Genomic DNA, 20,367 nt, shown 5'->3' with positions numbered 1-20,367 from the left:
GCATCTTCGGTTTTATCATCAGAGTAACGTCATGGACGCACAACAGACGCGGCAGGGCATCTTCTTTGCTCTGGCCGCTTATTTTATTTGGGGCATCGCCCCGGTGTATTTCAAACTGATCCAGCAGGTGCCGGCCGACGAGATCCTGACCCATCGGGTGATCTGGTCATTCTTCTTTATGCTGGGATTGATTTCGCTCGGCCATAACTGGAAGAAAGTGCGCGTCGCCTGCCAAAACCGCAAACGGCTGCTGTTGCTGGCGCTGACCGCGGTGCTGATCGGCGGCAACTGGCTGTTGTATATCTGGGCGGTGAATAACCATCATATGCTGGAAGCCAGTCTCGGCTACTTTATCAACCCGCTGGTCAACGTGCTGCTGGGTATGCTGTTTCTTGGCGAGCGTTTCCGCCGTATGCAATGGGTAGCGGTGGCGCTGGCGTTTACCGGCGTGCTGGTGCAGCTGTGGCAGTTTGGCTCGTTACCGATTATCGGACTGGGGCTGGCGTTCAGCTTTGCGTTCTATGGCCTGCTGCGCAAGAAAATCGCCATCGACGCGCAAACCGGCATGCTGATCGAAACCTTGTGGCTGCTGCCGGTCGCGGCGGTGTATCTGTTCTTTATCGCCGACAGCGCGACCAGCCACCTCGGTGCCAATCCCTGGTCGCTGAACCTGCTGCTGGTCGCGGCTGGCATCATTACCACCGTGCCGTTGCTGTTCTTCACCGCCGCCGCAACCCGGCTGCGGCTGTCGACGCTGGGCTTCTTCCAATACCTCGGTCCAACGCTGATGTTCCTGCTGGCGGTCACCTTCTATGACGAAACCATCGGCCAGGACAAACTGGTGACCTTCGGCTTTATCTGGGCGGCGCTGGTACTGTTCACCCTCGACGCCCTGTATACCCAACGCCGGTTACGTTGATGCCGGCGCGGCGCGGTTGGAGATAAACCGCGCCATCGCCGGACCGGTCAGCAGAATGGTGAACAACCGCAGCGTCTGCATCGCCATCACGAAAGACATATCCACCCGGCTGCCCGCCGCAATAATCGCCACCGTGTCCAACCCTCCCGGGCTGGTGGCGAGATAGGCCGTCATGATGTCCACCGGTAGAAACCAGGTCAGCATCCACGCCAGCAGGCCGCAAAACAGCATCAATACCACAATCGATACCACCATTTGCGGCAAGGTACGCATCGCCAGTAAAAAGATCGGTCGGGTAAAGCGCAAACCGACGCTCCAGCCAATCAGGGTATAGGCCAGAGCCAGTAGCCATTCGGGGATCTGTAACGCCATCGCGCCGCTTGAATGCAGCGCTGCGCCAACGATCATCGGCAACAACAGTGCGCCGGAAGGAATACGCAGGCGCGGGCCCAGCCAGGCACCACCGGCCGCTACCGCCAGCGTCGCAACAAAGCGCCAGTCGAGCGGCGGGAACCAGACCAGTGTGGCACTACCCTGGCCGGCCTCATCCCCCAGCCCGATACGCGCCACCGCCGCCGCCGCGGTCGCGACAAACAGCACCCGCAGATATTGCATGAACGCCACCAGCCGTACGTCGGCACCAAAATCGCCGGCCATCGCCACCATTGCCGACGCCCCGCCGGGTGACGCACCCCAGGCACCGGTCGAACCGGGCAGATCGCTGAAACGCACCAGACACCAGCCGGAAACGCCACTGGCCAGCAGTGTGGCGATCAACACCAGCAGCACCAGCGGCCAGTCGGCAAGCAGCGGAGTGAGAATGGCAGGCGAGAGGCTTTGCGCAATCATGCAGCCCAGCACCGCCTGAGCGGCGATGAACAGCGGAGCGGGAATGCGCACTGAGGCACCAAGCAACCCCATGGTTACGCCGACTATCATCGGGCCCAGCAATAAAGCGGCGGGAATATGAAATGTTTGCAAGCCAAAACCCAGTGCCAGCGACGCCAGCAGCAGGATCAGCCATTGCACGACAACGGGGGACCTCGCCATGAAAACGCATGCCTTAAATCAGTACGCAGGCAACTATCTTAGCAGGCGAAGAATAGCAAATCACTGACAACGCTTTGCGGCCGGCAGAAAGCAGGCAGGCAGGCCAACGCGCGCAGGCGCCAACGAAAGGGCGCCAGTCGCCGGCAGGCAACCCGCTCGCGTTACGGTTACAGCCAGTTCTTGCGCTTGAAGTACAGATACGGGGCCAGACCGGCCAGGATCATCAGGCCAATCGCTCCCGGATAGCCAAACGACCATTTCAGTTCCGGCATGAATTCGAAGTTCATGCCATAGCTGGATGCCACCAGCGTTGGCGGCAGGAATACCACCGAAACCACCGAGAAGATCTTGATGATGCGGTTCTGTTCGATATTGATAAAGCCCATCGCCGCCTGCATCAGGAAGTTGACCTTCTGGAACAGCGACTCGTTGTGCGGCAGCAAGGATTCGATATCGCGCAGCACTTCACGCGCCTGCTCCAGCTGGCCGGTTGGCAACCGCGCCTTGCGCACCAGGAAGTTCAGCGCGCGCTGGGTATCCATCAGACACAGGCGTACTTTCCAACCGATGTCTTCCAGCTCTGCCAGCGTCGACAGCGCTTCATCATATTCATCACCCTGATGACCTTCCATGATCACCCGGCTGAGCTTTTCCAGATCGCTATAGATGTTTTCGATCTCGTCCGCCAACTGTTCGATTTTGGTTTCAAACAGATCCAGCAGCAGCTCGTAAGCGTTGCCGTCAACCATCATCTGGTTGCGAGCGCGCATGCGGTACAGGCGAAACGCCGGCAGTTCCCGTTCGCGCAGCGTATACAAACGGCCGTCGCGGATGGTGAAGGCCACGGTGGAGTTGCCGGCATGGTCTTCGGCATCCTCAAAATAAAAGAAGGAGTGAATGTGCAAACCGTCTTCGTCTTCGAAGAAACGCGCAGAGGCTTCGATGTCATCCAGCTCCGGCCGGGTCGCCAGGCTCTGACCCAGCTCATTCTGCACGCGATCGCGCTCGCCTTCTTCCGGTTCGACCAGATCCACCCACAGCGAGGTGGTCAGGTCTTCGGCCTCATCCAGTTCCAGACGGGATAAGCGGCTGTTATCTAATTTGAAAGCGCTTAGCATGTGCCAAAACTCCCTTATGATGGGGGGCAGACAACGCGTTGAAGCACAGAAACCGAGGGGGAGAATGGCCCGCTCGTTTCAGACCATGTACAGATCTGACTCAGAGCGACACACAAAGGGGGTCGCCGACAACCACGAAGGCCATCAGCAGAATGGGATAGCCTTAGAAGTTGTACCTGTTGAAATCCAGGTCAATGAGCCAGTATCTACTGGGTGTGTCCAAGGCGAATGTCCTCATTATTAATCGTGCGCGCATGTTACGCCGAGAAGAAAAAGCCTGTCAACACGTTAGACAGGATAATCGTGCAACAATTCACCGCGATGACAGGGCGGTGAAAACTGTGGTTCAACCACAGATAAACGCCCGCGGGAAAGCGGCGCTTATCGCTGGTCGCGGCGAGGGAAATTGCTAAAATCAGCGTCACATTTTGCCTGCGGATTGAAACGATGAAACTGATTACCGTTGCTGATTTGAACGCCATGAGCAAACAGGCGACGCAATTGCCGCGCCTGCGTAGCCACCGCACGCTGCATGATGAATTAGCCGATCCGGTACAGCGGCTGGCCATCGCCATGGAACCAGGCACCTATATTCGCCCGCACCGCCACCCGCATACCTGGGAACTGCTGATGCCGTTGCGCGGTCGCTTCGTGGTGCTACAGTTCGATAACGGCGGCACGGTGACCCGGCGTACGCTGCTGAGCGGTGAAAACAGAGTATTGGAAATGCCCGCCGGCACCTGGCATGCGGTGCTGTCTCTCGATCCGGGTGGCGTGATTTTTGAAGTCAAACAGGGGCCGTATCAACCGCTGTCGGAAGCGGACTGTCTGCCCTGGGCGCCGCCCGAAGGCGGCGACGGCGTTGATATGCTACTGCGTTGGTACGCCAGCGCGCAGGTGGGGGAACGCTACGCGTGCTGATGCAGTTGCGGGTTCGCCTGGCGAACCCGCCTGCCGTCAGTCGGTTTCAAGCTTAGCGTAGGCCGCCACCAGCCATTTGATGCCCTCACCCTGGAAAGCGATCTGCAACCGGCTGTGTTCGCCACTGCCTTCCAGATTGACGATGGTCCCTTCGCCAAACTTGGGGTGACGCACGCGCTGGCCCAGTTTGTAGCCGGTGTCGTTTTCACCGATTGGCGTACCCATCCGCCGATGGCTGACCGGACGCGATACGCTGGCGCGCAGGCGAACCTCTTCGACGCACTCCTCCGGGATCTCGCCAATAAAGCGCGACGGCCGGTGATACACCTCTTTGCCATACAGGCGGCGGGTTTCCGCGTAGGTCAGCGTCAGCTTTTCCATCGCCCGCGTCAGGCCGACGTAGGCCAGGCGGCGCTCTTCTTCCAGTCGTCCACCTTCGTCCAGCGACATCTGACTCGGGAACATGCCTTCTTCAACGCCGACGATAAATACTTGTTTGAACTCCAGCCCCTTGGCCGAGTGCAATGTCATCAACTGCACCGCGTCCTGATACGCATCGGCCTGCCCTTCGCCGGCTTCCAGCGCCGCATGCGACAGAAACGCCTGCAACGGCATCAGGTCCTGGTCTTCTTCCTGGTAGCTGAACTGGCGCGTCGCCGTCACCAGTTCCTCAAGGTTTTCAATACGCGCCTGGCCTTTTTCGCCCTTTTCCTGCTCGTACATGATAAACAGGCCCGAATCGCGGATCACCCGATCGGTCTGCACATGCAGCGGCATGTCGGTAGTTTCATGCGCCAGCGCGTCCACCAGCTCGGTAAAACGCTGCAAGGCAGACGCAGCGCGGCCAGCCAGCACCTTGTCCTGCAATAGCGCCCGGGTGGCCTGCCACAGCGTCATCTGCCGGTCGCGTGCCGTTTGGCGCACCACGTCCAGCGTGCGATCGCCGATGCCACGCGTCGGGGTGTTCACCACCCGTTCGAACGCCGCGTCGTCATTGCGATTGGCAATCAGCCGCAGATAAGCCAGCGCGTCCTTGATTTCCTGCCGTTCGAAGAAGCGCATGCCGCCGTAAATGCGGTACGGCATGGCGGTCTGCAACAACGCCTCTTCCAGCACGCGCGACTGGGCATTGCTGCGGTAGAGAATGGCGCAGTCGTTCAGCGCTCCGCCGTTGTCCTGCCAGCTCTTGATGCGGTTGACCACAAACCGTGCTTCGTCCAGTTCGTTGAATGCACAATACAGCGAAATCGGCTCGCCTTCGGCGCCTTCGGTCCACAGGTTTTTCCCCATGCGCCCGTCATTGTTGGCGATCAGCGTGTTGGCGGCCTTGAGGATATTGCTGGTGGAACGGTAATTCTGCTCCAGACGGATGGTTTCTGCGCCGGGGAAATCCTTCAGAAAGCGCTGGATGTTCTCTACCTGCGCACCGCGCCAGCCATAGATTGACTGATCGTCGTCGCCGACGATCATCACATTGGCGCGATCGCCGGCCAGCAGGCGGATCCAGGCGTACTGGATACGGTTGGTATCCTGGAATTCGTCCACCAGAATATTGGTGAAGCGCTCACGGTAATGATTGAGAATGTGCGGCTTGTTCAGCCACAGCTCATGGGCTCGCAGCAGCAGCTCGGCAAAATCCACCAGCCCGGCACGATCGCAGGCTTCCTGATAGGCCTGATAAATGCGCAACCAGGTTGCTTCCACTGGATTTCCGTAGCTTTCAATGTGTTGCGGACGCAGGCCGTCGTCTTTCTTGCCGTTGATGTACCACATCGCCTGTCGCGGTGGCCACTGCTTTTCGTCGATATTCAACGCACGCACGATGCGTTTGAGCAAGCGCAGCTGGTCTTCGCTGTCGAGTATCTGGAAATCCTGCGGCAGATTGGCGTCCATATGGTGGGCGCGCAGCAAACGGTGCGCCAGGCCGTGGAAGGTGCCAATCCACATGCCGCCCTGGCTGGTGCCAATAAGCTGTTCGATACGGTGGCGCATTTCCGCCGCCGCTTTGTTGGTGAAGGTCACGGCCATGATCGAATACGGCGAGCAGTTCTCTACCGACAGCAGCCAGGCAATGCGATGCACCAGCACCCGGGTTTTTCCGCTGCCCGCGCCTGCCAGCACCAACAGGTTGCTGCGTGGCGCCGCCACGGCTTCGCGTTGTTTATCATTCATGCTGTTGAGCAGATCGGAAACGTCCATAGGCACCATTAATTGGTAAGGGATAGCCGGCGTTACGCCGGTTTCCACTGGGAATTTATACAGAGTTCTGGCAGGGATTATAACAATGCTGTCAGCGATGCCAACTGCGAAATCTCAATATGTGGCAATAGGCGGCTGTCGGCCGCCTGCATCAGGTTGCGCTGCCGATCGTTGATCCAGCAGGCCTGCAAGCCCGAACGCAGCGCACCGGCAACGTCGGTGGTCAGATCATCACCGACGTGCAAAATTGCCGCCGGCGCAACCTTCAGCCGTTCGGCGGCCAGATGGTACATGTCCTGATAGGGCTTGGCGCGGCCATCCGGCCCGGAGCGCAGCACGAAGCTAAAGTAACCGTCCAGCCCGCAGAGCGCCGGATCGGCATTGCCATTGGTGATCGCCACCAAAGGGTAGCGTTCAGCGAGCGCTTGCAGCGTCTGGTGGGTCGATGCCGGTACGTCAATGCGGCTGCGCCACAGCGCGAAGTTCTGCATCGCCGCGTCGGCGCCCTGTGCGGCTTCGGCATCACGCAGCCCCTGCCGCGTCAATGCCAGATGGATAGCACGCCAGCGCCATTGGGTAACGTCGTGGTAAATTTCCGGATCCTGCTCGCGCAGCTCCATGCGCAGACGGTGAAAATCCGCCGACTGGAAGTTGCTCAATCCCGGGTGATAGCCCTGTAAAAAGGCCACCGATTGCTGTTCGGTCTGTGTAATCACCGGGCGGTTATCGTATAAGGTGTCGTCCAGATCGAACGTCAACGCCGCCAACTGGCGCAGCGGGCGGTAAAAATGCATCAGGATTTCCCCCGTTTGGCGCGTGGATGTGCCGCATCATACACGTTGGCCAGGTGTTGAAAGTCGAGGTGGGTATAAATTTGCGTGGTGGTCAGGTTGGCATGGCCCAGCAATTCCTGCACCGCGCGCAGATCGCCGCTCGACTCCAGCATATGGGTGGCGAACGAGTGGCGCAGCTTATGCGGATGAATATGGCTGCTGACCCCTTGCTTGACGCCCCACTCGGCAAAGCGTTTTTGCACGTTGCGCGGCGAAATGCGCTTGCCCTGATTGGACAGAAACATGGCGTCGTCGCCCGGCGCGAACAGCTCACGCAGCGCCAGCCAGTGTCCCAGCCAGGTCACCGCCGTGCGGCCAATCGGCAGTTTGCGCTCTTTGCTCCCCTTACCCATCACCCAGATTTCGCCGGCGGCCATATCCACATGGCGACAATCCAGCCCAACCAGTTCGGACAGGCGCAGCCCGGCGCCGTACATCACCTCCAGCATGGCGCGATCGCGCACCGCCAGCGGATCGTTAAGATCGATCTCCAGCAGTTGGCCCATTTCATCAACGTCGATGTTTTTCGGTAAATGGCGGCCGCTGCGCGGCGTGCGGATGCCTTTGGCCGGGTTGGCGACAATTTGCCCCTGGCTGACCAGCCAGTCGAGAAAGCTGCGCAACGCGGAAAGCCGCAACGCCAGACTGGAGGATTGCAGGCCGGCACGTTTGCTGCGCGCCGCTAGCTGGCGTACGGTGGCAGCATCGAGCTGACGCCATTCGCTGACGCCCAGTTCGGCTGCCAGCGCCAACAGCGCCTGTAACTGGCGAGAATAGCTGATTTGCGTCAGCGGGCTGAGCTGACGTTCTACCTTTAGATAACGCAGAAAAGCGTCAACCGGCGGTTGCAGGCTGGCCGCTAGCGGAGTCATGCGCGTTCGATCCAGCGTTCCAGCAGTTCCGGCAGCATGCGCGCCAGTTGGTTGAGCATCACGGTGCCCATGCCGGCCTGATAATGCTGCGTATCTCGACTGCTGAAGATCACCATACCCAAATCACCGTTGGCGCCGAGCAGCGACAGGGCCACCGAGCCAACCTGCTTGGCCTGTGGCAATAACAACAGCAGTTCAGGGCCGTTCAGGCTGCCAAGAAAATGATGTTCATCGCCCAGGCGCTGGATACGCAGCGGTTCAAACGCCGACCGCGACAGCCCCAGGTGGGTGAAGTCCGACGGCGCGCCAATGTTCCAGCGGTCGTTGAACAGACGGATATTGGCCCCGGCCAGACCGAAGCCGCGCGCCCAGCGTTGCAGGCGGTTGAGCAGGTCTTGCAGGCTATCAGCGGTCGCCAGATTGGCCTGCAGATGCAACAGACTGCCAAACAGGGTTTCATTGGCGCTGGCCTGCTCCATCAGCAACGTGATTTCTTCTTCCAGCCGATTGATGTGGTTACGCTGACGCGCCAGATGCCATTCCACCAGCGACACGGTGCCGCGCACCGGATGCGGCACGCGCATCTGCTCCACCTGCCGCGCATTGCGGATAAAGAAATCGGGATTTTGCCGCAGGTACTGCATTACGGCGTCGTCATCAAGCTCAATGGCCTCGACGGCCTGGTCCTCAACGCTTTTCATAAATGAATAAATCCGTCATAAACATGGGTTGCCGGGCCGGTCATAAACAGTGGCGTGCCCGGCCCTTTCCAACGTATATGCAGGCTGCCGCCCGGCAGTTCTACATGTACCTCTTCTGACAGCAATTCCTGTTGAATCCCTACTGCCACGGCGGCACAGGCGCCGCTGCCGCAGGCCTGTGTTTCACCGGCTCCGCGCTCGTAAACGCGCAGCTTGATGCGATCGCGACTGACCACCTGCATGAAACCGATATTGGCGCGCTCGGGAAAGCGCTCATGGCTTTCCAGCACCGGGCCAAGCAATTCTACTTTGGCGGTTTTTACATCATCTACCTGCAAAACACAATGTGGGTTGCCCATCGATACCACACCGGCCAGCACCGTGTGCTCCGCGGCACGCATGATGTAGGTTTTTTCCGCCTTGGCGGCGCGAAACGGCACCGTCTGGGGATCAAAGTTCGGTTCGCCCATGTTGACGCACACCAGATCGTCGTCGGTCACGCTCAACACCATGCGGCCGGTTTGGGTGCTGACGCGAATATCGCGTTTGTTGGTCAGCCCCTTGAGGCGCACGAAGCGGGCAAAGCAGCGCGCACCGTTGCCACACTGTGCCACTTCACTGCCGTCGGCATTAAAAATGCGGTAGTGGAAATCGAGTTCCGGATCGTATGGCGGTTCCACCACCAGTAGCTGGTCAAAACCGATGCCTAAATGCCGATCGGCCAGCCGGCGGATCAGCTCAGGTGAGAAATAGACATTCTGTGTTACGGCATCGACCATCATAAAGTCGTTGCCCAGACCGTGCATTTTGGAGAACTGCATATCATACTCCGCTATCTGGACGCGCTATGCCCATCATACTGCAAGCCGCCTTGCCGCTGGCCTCCGCTCCCCGGTCAAACGGACAGCGCAAGCCCTGCTCACGCCGGTCTACGACCGATTTGCCACTGCGCCACCGCTGCGCTGCAACTTGCCTTCTTTTGGGTATACACTGTGTGCTAACGCCCGGCACCGCGTATCGCGTTACTCTGCGCTCATCGACGGTTTTTGCTGTGAACCAGAAAGATCCTGCTGATTCTTCTGTACTTGATCGCCAGTCGTTACCGGCGGCGTGGCCGGTTTTTGCGTTGCCGGGTCGGCCGGCGGGAAGTACAGCGGGCCTTTCAGTCCGCAACCGGAAAGCCCGGCGAGCGTCACTGCCAGCAGCGCATAGCGTAGTTGTTTTTTCATTTGCATTAATGCCTGTAATCCATGCATCCAAGCTCTCTATAATCGGTAGATGGATCATGAAAAGCAATAGGAATTGAATATGAACGACAGTGAGTTTCACCAGTTGGCTGACCAACTGATGCTTAATATCGAAGAGACGCTGGATGATTTCGATGGCGATGCCGACATCGATTACGAAACCAACGGCGGCGTGATGACGCTAAGTTTCGAAAACGGCACCAAAATCGTCATCAACCGCCAGGAGCCGTTGCACCAGGTCTGGTTGGCGACCAAGGCCGGCGGTTATCACTTTGACTACCGCGACGGCAACTGGATCTGCGATCGCAGCGGTCAGTCGTTTTATGCGTTGCTGAACGAAGCCGCCAGCACGCAGGCCGGGGAAGAGGTGCGCTTCGCCTGATTGAACTGCCCGCGGGGAACAGGATGGCGTAAACCCAGCCCTGTTCCCACGGGATCAATGCAGTTGGAACTGCTGTTTTAGCGGCTGCGGCGCACTGCCATCGGCCACCGTGATGCACAGGCTCGACAGCGTGTTGCTGCGGAAAGGGATCACCTGCGTGCGGTTATCGATCTGCACGATCTGATAGAACTGCGGCAGGTTGAAGTTGATAAAGCTGGAACCGTAGGTGAAGCGATCGTGTGAGGACGAATAGAAGCGGCTGACGTCACGCACCAACTCCTCTTTACTGCCTTCGCAGTGGTGGTAAACCTCAACCCGGTTCGACTCATCCAGAATGTAGATGTTGAAGCCTTTATCATCGGTGGTGTCTTCAAAGAAGAACTGGATGATACCTTCGCTGGCAAAGCCATCGACCACCGGTGGCAGATGCACCTGATCGGTTTCAACCTTGATCGACAGGCCGTGCAGCTTGTTGTTGGAAATCGCGCCGTAAAACTCCACCGCATTTTCCAGTTTTTGCACCGAGACGCTTAACCGTTCGAAGAACAGACCCCAGGTCTGGCCGGAAACCCGCACCGCCTTGAAGCGCCCCGGCTCAAGGCGGGTGCTGGAAAGCCTCAGATCGATGCATTCGGTCACCAGCTGCTGAATACGGGTGCGGATCAGGCCACGCAAATGCTGGCTGTAACAGAATACCTCCACCGATTCCGGCGGCGCCGCGTCCTGATGCATTTTACCCAGTATGGTTTTCAACGCCTCCAGCACCGACTGCTCGCCGCTGAAATGCAGGGTACGCACCTCATTCCATGAATTGCGGTACAGTAGATCGATACTGCCCACCAGACATTGCTGCTGCTGGCCAAAGCTGAATACGTCCAGCTTGCGGAAATCGAAATGCACCACCTGATTGCGGAACGCGGCGGTCGGATCGTTTTCCAGATTGACGATAATCGCCAGATGGCGGATTTCGCACGGGCTATACAGCGCCTTCGGCGTCGGTGCCGGCAGGCGCAGCGGGAAGCTATGCGAGACGTCGGCCACCAGCTCCTGCAGCTTGGCGGTGTCGCAGAGATTGCCGCTTTTGATGTGCAGCCGGGTACGGGAAGTCAGTAGGCCGTTGAAGTACGCCCAGGCCACCAGTTTGTTCAAGTAGCGGTTATATTCCAACGGTTGATGGCTGACGATCGAATCCATGGCCGGCGCCTGATTGTACAGGTACCAACCGGTACGGTTGGCACGGCCAATCGGCACATGAATAAAGGTCAAATCGCTTTCCGACAGGTCCGGGGAAATCTGCGGGTTGACCAGCGTCACTTTGCCCGGCAGCGCTTCAAACGCGGCATACAGCTTGCGGGTCAGCACGCCGATATCCTGCGGGCTGGCGCTGACGCTCAGGTTGTTGCGCCGCGCGAAACGAATCAGGTTGCGGTAGCTCTGCATCATCGCGTCGAGCAGTTCGTTGTGCGCTTCACGCACCCGTTCGATCTTCCAGTTGGCGCGGTTATCCAGCATTTCCAGACGCGCGTCATCCCAACCCCATTCGCTGACCAGTTGACCGAGTATTTCACGCCGCCAACCGACGCTGGCCTTGGCCTGCGACAACTTTTCACAGACTTTGAGATAGAAACAGCGGCGAACCAGATCGAGACGGGTGATGTCGTTGATTTGCGTGAGATAATGCGTGACGCGTTCCAGCATCATGCAATAGGAGTCAAGGCCGAAACAGACGATTTCCCCTTGATGCAGTCGCTGCTTGATATGCGTTGCCAGCAGTTGCGTATTGGGATATTCCCAGGAATAGGCTTCCAGCAGCAGCGTTTTCAGCACCGCCTTGTAGGGCGAGTCGATGCTCTTATACAGCTGCCACAGGCTGGCACCAAAGTATTCTTCCGCCGACAGGGTGCTCAAACCGCCCAGATCCAGCCACTCGTTCGGCGTTAATGCCCCCTGGGCATACAGCGACAGCACGTATTCATCATAATGGGCTTCTTCTTCGCACGGCACCATATTCCACAGAATACGCTTGCCGGCCAGGCGTACCGCGGTGCGATAGAATTCGTCGAGCAACAGGATATGCTGGGTAGAACCACAGTCTTCGCCGCCCAGGCTGCCGCTTTCGTTATGGCGGAATCTGTTTTCATCAATCAGGAAGAAGCTGACTTCCACGCCCATCGACGCCGCCCACTTCTCCAGCAGGCTGCATTTTTGCTGTAGCCGGCTACGCTCTTCGTTATCGAGCCAGGACTGGTGGCACACCCAGATATCGAGATCCGAGCTGCAACTCTGGCCGATCGACGAGGTGCTGCCCATCGAATAGAGGGCGGTGATTGGCAGTTCGCCGCTGGCAGGCTTGGCAAACGGGCTGCCCCATTTGTCTTCCAGATCGTTGATATAATGCTGTTGGCTTTCGTCGGGCGTATACAGACAGATGCCATGGGGAACGTTACCATTCAGGTAGCCCGGCATCAGCGGATGATGGTGATGCAATAAAGTAGGCAGCAGACTGTAGACCCGTTGAAAAGCAGGTTTCATTGCCGCCAGGGCACGATCGACACGCAGTTGGTTGATCGCATCCAGTCTTTGTTTCAGTGTCTCGATGTAGAGGTACAAGACGTCTCGCCTGATTATCCCGGTGCTTGGAAAAAAACCCGTATTCCATAAGCGTCGTTAGGTTTAGAAGAATATTTGACAACTTATTGCTGGAAACGTGATCAATTTAACACCTTGCTGATTGACCGTAAAGAAGCTAACGCGACACACTTATTGTAGCGCTTTTCTAAACGATTACCCGCAGTGTCAACTGCCCCTAAATTTCACCCACCTCCCTTTGATTCCGTTGTCCTTTCTTCGCCCATGGCTTCTTACACTGACAGTTTTCATCCTCGGTGGTAGGATGGATGGCGAAATATTAAAACGGTAACAAGCATGTTAGACAAAATTATTCGAATTGCCACCCGACAAAGCCCACTCGCGCTCTGGCAAGCACATTATGTGCAACAGCGCCTGATGGCAAGTCATCCTGATTTGCAGGTCGAGCTGGTGCCGATGGTCACGCGCGGCGACATCATTCTGGATACGCCACTGGCGAAGGTCGGTGGTAAGGGACTGTTTGTCAAAGAGCTTGAGCTGGCGCTGCTGGAAGGCAGAGCCGACATCGCCGTGCACTCGATGAAAGACGTGCCGGTGGAATTCCCCGCCGGGCTCGGCCTGGTGACCATTTGCGAGCGCGACGATCCGCGCGATGCATTTGTATCAAACCGTTTCGCTTCCCTCGATCAACTGCCGCAGGGCAGCGTGGTCGGCACCTCCAGCCTGCGCCGCCAATGCCAGTTGCGCCAACGTCGCCCCGATCTGCTGGTGCGCGATCTGCGCGGCAACGTCGGCACCCGCCTGGCCAAACTGGATAACGGCGATTATGACGCCATCATTCTGGCGGTGGCCGGGCTGAAACGCCTTGGCCTTGAGCAGCGCATTCGCAGCCCGATGAGCCCGGAAGAATCTCTGCCGGCGGTCGGTCAGGGTGCGGTCGGCATTGAATGCCGGCTTGACGACGCGGTGACCCGCGCCCTGCTGGCCCCGTTGAATCATGAACTCACCGCCACCCGGGTGCGGGCGGAACGCGCCATGAATACCCGGCTGGAAGGTGGCTGCCAGGTGCCCATCGGCAGCTATGCCGAGCTGGAGGGCGATACGCTGTGGCTGCGCGCGCTGGTCGGTGCGCCGGACGGCAGCCTGATGGTGTGCGGCGAACGCCGTGGCCCGGCGGCACAGGCCGAACAAATGGGCATCGAACTGGCGGAAGAGCTGCTGGCCAAGGGTGCTCGCGATATTCTGCGTGACGTTTATCAAGGGAATCCCCCGGCATGACGATTCTGGTAACCCGCCCTTCCCCGTTCGGTGAACAGTTGGTGAGCCGCCTGCGCGTGCTCGGACGGGTTGCCTATCATGCGCCGCTGATTGACTTCGCCCCCGGTGCCGATTTGCCGATTCTGCCGCAGGCATTGCAGCAACAGCGCGAGGGCGACCTGGTATTCGTGCTGTCGCAACACTCGGTGAACTACGCCAATTCGGTGATGGGGCGTGCCGGGCTACCCTGGCCGAGCAAACCACGCTATTACGCCATTGGTCGCAACACCGCGCTGGCCTTGCACCGTATCACCAGCCTGCCGGTAGAATTCCCGCAAGAGCGCCAGATCAGCGAAACGCTGCTATTATTACCGGCCTTGCAAAAGCTCGACGGCAGACAGGCGATGATTTTGCGCGGCAATGGCGGCCGTGAACTGTTGGGCGATACATTGCGCGAACGTGGCGCGAACGTCAGCTATTATGAATGTTATCAACGCAGCCCGGTGCATTATGACGGCGCCGAGCAAAGCGCTCACTGGCAGCGCGCCGGGGTTGATACGCTGGTAGTCACCAGCGGCGAAATGTTACAACAGCTCTATAATTTGGTTCCTGATTACTATCGCGCGTCGTGGCTACTGCGATGCCGGCTGATAGTAGTGAGCGAACGCCTGGCGACCCAGGCCCGGGAACTGGGCTGGAGCACCATTCGGGTCGCCGAGAATGCCGATAATGACGCGTTGATTCGCGCTGTAACCTAAGCGGTTCGAGTCGCATCGCGGCCGCATGGATGCGGCTTGAAGCAAGCAGAAGACAACAATAAACCTGACTATGGGATGTGCCACTATGACGGAACAAAATACCCCATCCGCCCCGGTTGAAGAGCCAGCCCGTGCGGTTGAGAGCCCCCAGCAGCCAGAGGCTGATAGCCGCAAGGGCAAAAATAGCGGCCCGCTGCTTGGCGCTATCGCCATCGTGCTGGTGATCGCGCTGGGCGCCGGCGGTTATTACCATACGCACCAGCAGGCACAGGCGCTGATCGCTGCCAACCAGACCCTGCAACAACAGCTGAGCGCTCTCAAACAGAGCCAGCAGCAGGAAAAAAACGCCTTGGAAGGTCTGTTGCAGCAGCAGGGTAAAACCCTTGATGCTGCCGACCGCGAACAAAATTCGCTGGCGCGCCAGTTGAACGAATTGCAGGAAAAAGTCGCCACGATATCAGGTAGCGACGCCAAAACCTGGCTGTTGGCGCAGGCCGACTTCCTGGTGAAAATGGCCGGCCGCAAACTGTGGAGCGATCAGGACATCACCACCGCCGCCGCGCTGCTGAAGAGCGCCGATGCCAGCCTGGCAGACATGAACGATCCCAGCCTGCTCGAAGTGCGTCGCGCCATCACTGAAGACGTCAGCGCGCTGTCTACCGTTTCGCAGGTGGATTTCGACGGTATTATTCTGAAGGTCAATCAGCTGTCCAATCAGGTAGATAACCTGCGCCTGGCGGATAACGACAGTGACGAAGCGCCGATGGACGAGGACAGCACCGAGCTGTCTAGCTCATTGAGCGAATGGCGGCAGAACCTGAGTAAAAGCTGGCATAATTTTATGGCCGACTTTATTACTATTCGCCGCCGTGATACCAGCGCCGAGCCGCTGCTGGCACCAAACCAGGATATCTACCTGCGTGAAAATATCCGTTCACGCCTGCTGGTGGCCGCCCAGGCGGTGCCGCGCCATCAGAACGAAACCTATAAACAGTCGCTGGAAACCATCTCCACCTGGGTTCGCGCCTACTTCGACACCACCGACCCGGCGACCAAGGCCTTCCTTGAAGAACTGGACGCTCTGAGCCAGCAACCGGTGTCCATGGACGTACCACAACAGCTGAAGAGCCAGCCGCTGCTGGAAAAACTGATGCAGAGCCGGGTACGTAATCTGTTGGCGCAAGGTGCTGCCACTCACCAGGAGGGATAAGCCATGTTACGCGTGTTATTCCTGTTCCTGGTGTTGATCGCCAGCGTGGTGGTAGGGCCAATGCTGGCCGGCCATCAAGGCTACGTGCTGATCCAGACCGATAACTACAATATTGAAACCAGCGTCACCGGCCTGGTGATCATGGGGATTTTGCTGTTCGTGGTGCTGTTCGTCATCGAATGGATCCTGCGGCGCATTTTCCGTACCGGTGCGCGCACCCGCGGCTGGTTCCTTGGCCGTAAGCGTAGCCGCGCACGCAAGCAAACCAAAGCCGCGTTGATCAAACTGGCTGAAGGAGATTACAAACAGGTTGAACAGCTGCTGACGCGCAATGCCGATCACGCAGAACAGCCGGTAGTGAACTACCTGCTGGCGGCCGAAGCGGCGCAGCAACGCGGTGACGACTTCCGTACCAACCAATACCTGGAGCGCGCGGCCGAAGCGGCGGATACCGACCAACTGCCGGTAGACATCACGCGGGTGCGTATTCAGCTGGCGCAGGGCGAAGCGCATGCCGCACGCCACGGCGTCGATCGCCTGCTGAACCAGGCACCGCGTCATCCAGAAGTACTGCGGCTGGCGGAGCAGGCCTACCTGCGTACCGGTGGTTATGCGTCGCTGCTGGAAATACTGCCGTCGATGAGCAAAATCAATCTGCATAGCGAAGAACAATTGCAGGCGTTGCAACAGCAGGCTTATATCGGCCTGATGAATCAGGCGATGGCGGATGAAGGCAGTGAAGGCCTGAAGCGCTGGTGGAAAGATCAAAGCCGCAAAACCCGCCACGAGGTGCCGTTGCAGATAGCGATGGTGGAACACCTGATTGAATGCAACGATCATGACATGGCGCAGGAGATCGTGATCGATAGCCTGAAGCGTCAGTATGACGAGCGGTTGGTGCTGCTGATTCCGCGCATCAAGTCTGGCAATGCGCAACAGCTGGAAAAGGCGCTGCGTCAGCAGATCAAACAACATGGTGCAACGCCGTTGCTCAACAGCACCTTGGGCCAGCTATTGATGAAACATGGCGAATGGCAACAGGCCAGCGACGCGTTTCGTGAAGCGCTGAAGCAACGGCCGGACGCTTATGATTACGCCTGGCTGGCAGACGTGCTGGAGAAACTCCACCGTTCGGAAGAAGCCGCCCAGATGCGCCGCGAAGGGCTGATGCTCACGCTCAAGCAGAACGGCGAATAAGCCACAACGGTTGATTATCAAGGCGTGACCTCTGGTCACGCTTTTTTTTTGCCGCAGTCTGGGGCGGCCCGGAGCAGGTAAAACCGATAGCCAAAATCATTCGCGCTACATCGCGGCGGCCAGAGGACCAGTCCCGATGAGCTTAACAAGGTATGTGATTCGGGTGAGAGAGCGTAGCCAGCAAAGAGACAGCGTGAAGAGTGCAGGCTATCCAGGCAAAAAAAAACACTTGCCGTAACGACAAGTGTATAAAGAAGCAATCAGGTCTTGGACAACAGGGGTGGTGCCTCACTCAACGTTATGCCCGCAGTGTGATGTCCGCATCGCAAGCGATGTCTTCATCGTTCTGGTGGGCAATAGGCACCTTAAATCGGCTCTGCGTCATTCCCAGGGTTTATGAGGCCATCAGGCGAACATAAGAGGTGGAATGAGCATCTACGTTATAGATATTGCACTTGGCGTGCCAACTTCGCGTTATTACTCCCCCCAGCCGATAGAATCCCCATTAATGGTTTGAATGGAAAAGGATTTTATTCTTTCTTTCCGTTTCTGCCGGCGTTTGGCGCGCCGACCCCGCCGTTTCGCCGGCGAAGCCAACTGTCGTCTAAAAACGACGACTTAAGGTAAAGTTATTTTATGCGTTGTTTTTCAGTTGGTTAGATGTCTCTTGCTGGCGACAGTCATCCCGCCGGCTGTCGCAGATTACCGACATCCGACGGCTGTATCACCTGCTGTTGCAACCAGCAGCGCTGTAACTGCTGCAGCTGCTCGCCGAGCAACGACCACAATACCTGTTCGCAGTGGGATAACACCGCTTCCTGGCGCCGTATCAAAGCGATGGTGCGCACCATACGTGGTTCCACCAGCGGCAAGCATACCAGTCCCCACTCACCGCACAGCTCAATGGCCAGACGTGGCATCACCACCACGCTTGCGCCGCTGCGTAACAACCCTAAAATCGATGATAAATGTTCGACTTCGTCGAACCATGGGGCACTGATGCCGCAGGCATGCAGCACTTCGTCAATTTGTCGGCGATTGGCGCTGCTCTGGCGTAACCCCACCAATGGCCAGCCCAATGCCGAAATAAGCGGTAATTCATGCCAGGTCACCTGAGAGCGGCTACACCAGGGGTGCTGCGGCGGCACCATAACTACGTAGGGATCGGCCAGCAGCGGTTCGGCATAAAGATCGTTACTGCTATGACATAGCGTCGTCAGGCCAAACGCGACTTTGCCCGCCAGCACTTGCTGCTGTACCCGTAGGCCAGTGTCATCATGCAAGTCAATTCGCATATTGGGGTAGCGTTGGCGGAAGAGCCTTAACGCCCGGGGAAATAAGGCGAACGCGGCACTACTGATGCACGACACCGCCAATTTTCCACCATATCCCTGTGCTTGCCATGCCACTTGTTGCGTGCAGTTGTCCAACGCCTGCAGCAGGGGTAATGCTTCCTGCTGCAAGGTGCGCCCGGCACTGGTCAACAGTACCGAACGGGTAGTTCGCGCAAACAGCGGCGCCTCCAGCTCCGCTTCCAGACTGGCAATACGCCGGCTAAGCGCCGAAGGTGACAATGAAAGACTACGCGCCGCCTGTTGGAAACTGCCATGTCGCGCAACCTCGAGAAATGCGCGTAGCTGATGGATATCGTAATTTTTGTGTTTCATGCATCAATGGTGCGAAATTTTGCGATTTTAAACAAAAATAACTCCATCTACATTGGATGCACAACCGTTTATTTTTCATCCAATGTACAAGGAGTTGCCATGCCTGTAATCACCTTTCATCTTTCGCCAAGCTGGTACCGACAACACCCCGTCGACAGACACCCTTGCTTGCAGCAGGCGTGCCGCGATCTATGCGTTGAGGTGCTCGGCGCAGAGGCCGACAAGGTACAGATCCAAATGCTGATCGCCTGCCAGCCATTACTCGGCAGTCCGCTGTACGCCGAGGTGAAATACCGTCAGCAACCGCATCGCGACCACGCGTTGATGACGAAATTCATGCAGGAACTGGAACAGATCATCGATCGGCATTACCACTTGCCGACCCCGCGTATCCGCTGTTTTCCACTGGCCAATAACGCGCTGTATGCCAAAAACTGATCGGGAGAGAAAGGATGGATCTGAAAGAAATACGCAGTTTTTTCGTCGGCGGGCACGACATCAGGTTATGTGAACAACCACGGCTCCGGCAACGATTGGCACAAGGTGCTGCCGAGCGTGAAATTGACATGAATGGTGACATCGTCAGCGGCCAAATGTATGTACAGGCTTTCATACAAAACAACCCCTGCTCCAGTATCCCGATTTTGCTATGGCATGGTGGTGGAATGACCGGCGCCAATTGGGAAAGCACGCCAGATGGCCGCCCCGGTTGGCTACAGTGGCTATTGCAGCAGGGATGGAACCTGTATCTCTGCGACGCGGTCGAACGCGGCCGCTCCGGCTGGAGCCCGGTGCCAGAGGTTTGGCCGCAGCCACCGCTATTCCGTACCAAAAATGAGGCCTGGCAGATGTTCCGCATTGGCCCCAGCGACGGTTATCACCGGGATCCACAGCAGCGCCAGGCATTCAGCGATAGTCGTTTCCCGTTGCACGCCTTTGATTATTTTGCCTGCCAATGGGTACCGCGCTGGAGCGGTCACGAAGCCATTACGCTGTCGGCCTATCATGCCCTGCTGGATAGCATCGGCGGCCCCTGTATCATCATCGGCCACAGTCAGGGCGGTGGTTTTGCGCTGCAGATGGCCGTTCAACGCCCGCAGAGTGTGCTGGCGGTGGTGGCATTGGAACCCTCCGGTGCGCCGCAGTGCACTGACTTGAACCAGGCTATTCCCCCGCACCTGGTGCTATGGGGCGATCATCTGGATCAACATGCCATATGGCAACGCTACCGCAGTACGGTGGCGACCCATTTAGCCAAGTTGCACCGCCGTGGCATTCGGGTTGATGAACTCGACCTGCCACAACGCGGTATCCGCGGTAACTCACACTTTCTGATGCTGGACAATAATGCGCAACAACTCCTGACGGAAGTCACGACCTGGTTGCATACGCTCTAACTCCGACCAGCAGAACGATCGCGAGAATAATAATGATAAGAGGGATTAAT

20 protein-coding genes are annotated in these 20,367 nt (G+C 57.9%); 9 read left to right on the top strand and 11 right to left on the bottom strand.

Annotation, left to right across the window (positions count from 1 at the left end):
* Positions 1-31 precede the first annotated feature (31 nt).
* Entirely contained in the window at positions 32-919 is an 888-nt protein-coding gene (rarD, locus tag NYE85_RS05720; RefSeq protein WP_259003643.1) for an EamA family transporter RarD, read from the top strand.
* On the opposite strand, the gene NYE85_RS05715 is transcribed toward rarD, so the two are convergent.
* The 3 genes from NYE85_RS05715 to ysgD form a co-directional block, all read right to left on the bottom strand.
* On the bottom strand, positions 911-1,969 hold the full coding sequence (locus NYE85_RS05715) for an AbrB family transcriptional regulator (protein WP_259003641.1): 1,059 nt from the start codon (positions 1,967-1,969) through the stop codon (positions 911-913). The two genes, rarD and NYE85_RS05715, sit on opposite strands and share 9 nt — an antisense overlap.
* A 167-nt stretch (positions 1,970-2,136) precedes the next feature.
* On the bottom strand, positions 2,137-3,087 hold the full coding sequence (gene corA / locus NYE85_RS05710; protein ID WP_259003639.1) for a magnesium/cobalt transporter CorA: 951 nt from the start codon (positions 3,085-3,087) through the stop codon (positions 2,137-2,139).
* 163 nt (positions 3,088-3,250) lie between these two features.
* On the bottom strand, positions 3,251-3,325 hold the full coding sequence (ysgD, locus tag NYE85_RS22790; protein WP_371902215.1) for a YsgD/CorL family protein: 75 nt from the start codon (positions 3,323-3,325) through the stop codon (positions 3,251-3,253).
* Positions 3,326-3,534: 209 nt separating this feature from the next.
* Here ysgD and NYE85_RS05705 point away from each other — a divergent pair, with 209 nt between their 5' ends.
* The gene (locus NYE85_RS05705; protein WP_259003637.1) at positions 3,535-4,008 is read left to right on the top strand and encodes a WbuC family cupin fold metalloprotein; all 474 of its coding nucleotides are present in this window, start codon (positions 3,535-3,537) and stop codon (positions 4,006-4,008) included.
* Positions 4,009-4,044: 36 nt separating this feature from the next.
* Here NYE85_RS05705 and uvrD read toward each other — a convergent pair whose 3' ends face one another.
* The 6 genes from uvrD to NYE85_RS05675 form a co-directional block, all read right to left on the bottom strand.
* A complete protein-coding gene (uvrD, locus tag NYE85_RS05700; RefSeq protein WP_259003636.1) occupies positions 4,045-6,207 on the bottom strand; it encodes a DNA helicase II in 2,163 nt (720 codons plus the stop codon).
* Between the two features lie 77 nt (positions 6,208-6,284).
* A complete protein-coding gene (gene yigB, locus NYE85_RS05695) occupies positions 6,285-7,001 on the bottom strand; it encodes a 5-amino-6-(5-phospho-D-ribitylamino)uracil phosphatase YigB (protein WP_259003634.1) in 717 nt (238 codons plus the stop codon).
* The gene (xerC, locus tag NYE85_RS05690) at positions 7,001-7,912 is read right to left on the bottom strand and encodes a tyrosine recombinase XerC (protein ID WP_259003632.1); all 912 of its coding nucleotides are present in this window, start codon (positions 7,910-7,912) and stop codon (positions 7,001-7,003) included. Before xerC ends, yigB begins: the two co-directional genes overlap by 1 nt.
* Positions 7,909-8,613 (bottom strand): DUF484 domain-containing protein, encoded by a 705-nt coding sequence (locus NYE85_RS05685; protein ID WP_259003630.1) that lies wholly within the window; start codon positions 8,611-8,613, stop codon positions 7,909-7,911. Before NYE85_RS05685 ends, xerC begins: the two co-directional genes overlap by 4 nt.
* The gene (gene dapF, locus NYE85_RS05680) at positions 8,610-9,434 is read right to left on the bottom strand and encodes a diaminopimelate epimerase (RefSeq protein ID WP_004957382.1); all 825 of its coding nucleotides are present in this window, start codon (positions 9,432-9,434) and stop codon (positions 8,610-8,612) included. Before dapF ends, NYE85_RS05685 begins: the two co-directional genes overlap by 4 nt.
* 201 nt (positions 9,435-9,635) lie before the next feature.
* Positions 9,636-9,842: an LPS translocon maturation chaperone LptM gene (locus NYE85_RS05675; RefSeq protein ID WP_309600852.1), complete on the bottom strand. Its 207-nt coding sequence runs from the start codon at positions 9,840-9,842 to the stop codon at positions 9,636-9,638.
* A gap of 79 nt (positions 9,843-9,921) precedes the next feature.
* Between NYE85_RS05675 and cyaY the strand changes: the two genes are divergently transcribed.
* On the top strand, positions 9,922-10,242 hold the full coding sequence (cyaY, locus tag NYE85_RS05670) for an iron donor protein CyaY (protein WP_259003626.1): 321 nt from the start codon (positions 9,922-9,924) through the stop codon (positions 10,240-10,242).
* A gap of 54 nt (positions 10,243-10,296) precedes the next feature.
* Here cyaY and NYE85_RS05665 read toward each other — a convergent pair whose 3' ends face one another.
* Entirely contained in the window at positions 10,297-12,852 is a 2,556-nt protein-coding gene (locus tag NYE85_RS05665) for a class I adenylate cyclase (RefSeq protein WP_259003624.1), read from the bottom strand.
* A 315-nt stretch (positions 12,853-13,167) separates the two neighbouring features.
* Between NYE85_RS05665 and hemC the strand changes: the two genes are divergently transcribed.
* The 4 genes from hemC to hemY all read left to right on the top strand — a co-directional run bounded on the left by hemC (position 13,168) and on the right by hemY (position 17,253).
* A complete protein-coding gene (hemC, locus tag NYE85_RS05660; RefSeq protein ID WP_259003623.1) occupies positions 13,168-14,109 on the top strand; it encodes a hydroxymethylbilane synthase in 942 nt (313 codons plus the stop codon).
* Positions 14,106-14,846 (top strand): uroporphyrinogen-III synthase, encoded by a 741-nt coding sequence (hemD, locus tag NYE85_RS05655; RefSeq protein ID WP_259003622.1) that lies wholly within the window; start codon positions 14,106-14,108, stop codon positions 14,844-14,846. The genes hemC and hemD overlap by 4 nt, the downstream gene beginning before the upstream one ends.
* A gap of 85 nt (positions 14,847-14,931) precedes the next feature.
* Entirely contained in the window at positions 14,932-16,056 is a 1,125-nt protein-coding gene (gene hemX, locus NYE85_RS05650; RefSeq protein WP_259003621.1) for a uroporphyrinogen-III C-methyltransferase, read from the top strand.
* A 3-nt stretch (positions 16,057-16,059) separates the two neighbouring features.
* Positions 16,060-17,253 (top strand): protoheme IX biogenesis protein HemY, encoded by a 1,194-nt coding sequence (gene hemY / locus NYE85_RS05645; protein ID WP_259003619.1) that lies wholly within the window; start codon positions 16,060-16,062, stop codon positions 17,251-17,253.
* A gap of 680 nt (positions 17,254-17,933) precedes the next feature.
* On the opposite strand, the gene NYE85_RS05640 is transcribed toward hemY, so the two are convergent.
* Positions 17,934-18,920 carry a LysR family transcriptional regulator gene (locus NYE85_RS05640; RefSeq protein ID WP_259003617.1) on the bottom strand — a complete coding sequence of 329 codons (987 nt, stop codon included), beginning with the start codon at positions 18,918-18,920 and terminating at the stop codon, positions 17,934-17,936.
* A gap of 99 nt (positions 18,921-19,019) precedes the next feature.
* On the opposite strand from NYE85_RS05640, the gene NYE85_RS05635 reads away from it, so the two are divergent.
* Together NYE85_RS05635 and NYE85_RS05630 are read left to right on the top strand one after the other, a co-directional pair.
* Positions 19,020-19,358 (top strand): hypothetical protein, encoded by a 339-nt coding sequence (locus NYE85_RS05635; protein ID WP_259003616.1) that lies wholly within the window; start codon positions 19,020-19,022, stop codon positions 19,356-19,358.
* 14 nt (positions 19,359-19,372) lie between these two features.
* Positions 19,373-20,317 carry an alpha/beta fold hydrolase gene (locus tag NYE85_RS05630; protein ID WP_259003615.1) on the top strand — a complete coding sequence of 315 codons (945 nt, stop codon included), beginning with the start codon at positions 19,373-19,375 and terminating at the stop codon, positions 20,315-20,317.
* The last annotated feature ends 50 nt before the right edge of the window (positions 20,318-20,367 follow it).

It is taken from the genome of Serratia sp. AKBS12 (genome assembly GCF_024793895.1).
Taxonomy (GTDB): domain Bacteria; phylum Pseudomonadota; class Gammaproteobacteria; order Enterobacterales; family Enterobacteriaceae; genus Serratia_F.
The sequence above is the reverse complement of the archived record's forward strand: the minus strand, read 5'-3'. Positions and strand labels throughout refer to the sequence as shown.